We start from the raw sequence: 1489 nt of genomic DNA on the forward strand, positions 1-1489 counted from the left end.
GTCCGGCTTTCTCCACGAATGAGACTGGTTGCGTCTGTTTTCCCTCTTTCAAGTCGGCCACGGCCGATCGGCAAGACGGCGAAAAAGCCCCGGGGCATGAAGCCCGCGGGCACGACAGCGCAGCCGCGCGGACGTTTCCCGTCCGCCGCCTTGTCGTTTCCTGATGATTGTTTCGACGGCAGGTTGCGCCCTGCCGCCATTCGACGTTTGCGGCGATTGCGCCGCCTGAAAGAAGATAATTTTGACCAACGAAAACACTATCCCCAGCAACGACGCTGGGGAACTCTCCGGTTTCGCGGCCCTTGGCATCAGCGGTGCGCTGCTGAAGGCCACGCTTGCCGCGGGCTTCGCCGAGCCGAAGCCGATTCAGGTGCAGGCGATCCCGCCGCAGCTCGAAGGCCGCGACATATTCGGCATCGCCCAGACCGGTTCGGGCAAGACGGCGGCCTTCGCGCTGCCGATCCTGTCGAAGATCATCGGCCTCGGCACCAAGCGACGGCCGAAGACGGCCCGCGCGCTGATCCTGGCGCCGACCCGCGAGCTCGCCGTTCAGATCGAGGACACGATCAAGCTGCTCGCCAAGGGCGCGCATATCTCGACCGCGCTCGTGCTCGGCGGCGTCTCGCGCTTCAGCCAGGTTAAGAAGATCGCGCCTGGCGTCGACATCCTGATCGCAACGCCTGGCCGGTTGACCGACCTGGTGCGCGAGGGTGATCTGATCCTTGCCGACACCAAATGGCTCGTCCTCGACGAGGGCGACCGCATGCTCGACATGGGCTTCATCAACGACGTCAAGCGCATCGCCAAGGCGACCGCGCCGGATCGGCAGACGGCGCTGTTCTCGGCCACCATGCCGAACGAGATCGCCGAATTGGCCAAGGGCCTGTTGAAGGATCCGGTCCGCATCGAGGTCTCGCCGCAGAGCACGACGGCGGCCGAGATCGTGCAGAGCGTGGTGCTTGCCCGCACCAAACAGAAGCGCCAGGTGCTGTCAAAGATGCTGGCCGACGAGGCGATGCGCACGGTGATCGTGTTCTCACGCACCAAGCACGGCGCCGACCGCGTCACCAAGGATCTTGTACGCGACGGTTTCGACGCCGCCGTCATCCACGGCAACAAGTCGCAGAACGCTCGCCAGAAGGCGCTCAACGATTTCCGCGAGGGCTCGGTTCGCATCCTGGTTGCCACCGACATCGCCGCGCGCGGCATCGACGTGCCCGGCATCAGCCATGTCGTGAATTTCGATCTGCCGGACGAAGCGGAAAGCTATGTCCATCGCATCGGCCGCACCGGCCGCAACGGCAGGGACGGCATCGCGATCACGCTTTGCGATCCTTCGGAGAATGCCAAGCTGCGGCAGGTCGAGCGCATCATCCGCATGAAGCTGCCGGTCGTTGCCGATCATCTCGGCAGCCCGGATCCGCAGCGCGATCCCAGGGAAAAGACCGAGCGTCATTTCGAGCCGGCCAATGACCGCGAGCATCATGGC

2 protein-coding genes are annotated in these 1489 nt (G+C 64.5%); one reads left to right on the plus strand and one right to left on the minus strand.

The features are described from left to right. On the minus strand, positions 1-200 hold a 200-nt coding region (locus tag EOD07_RS38280), incomplete at its 3' end, for a hypothetical protein (RefSeq protein ID WP_206519650.1). A gap of 41 nt (positions 201-241) precedes the next feature. Here EOD07_RS38280 and EOD07_RS34090 point away from each other — a divergent pair. Next, the coding region (locus tag EOD07_RS34090; RefSeq protein ID WP_164772827.1) for a DEAD/DEAH box helicase at positions 242-1489 on the plus strand (1248 nt) is incomplete at its 3' end.

The organism is Mesorhizobium sp. M2C.T.Ca.TU.002.02.1.1, assembly GCF_003997225.1.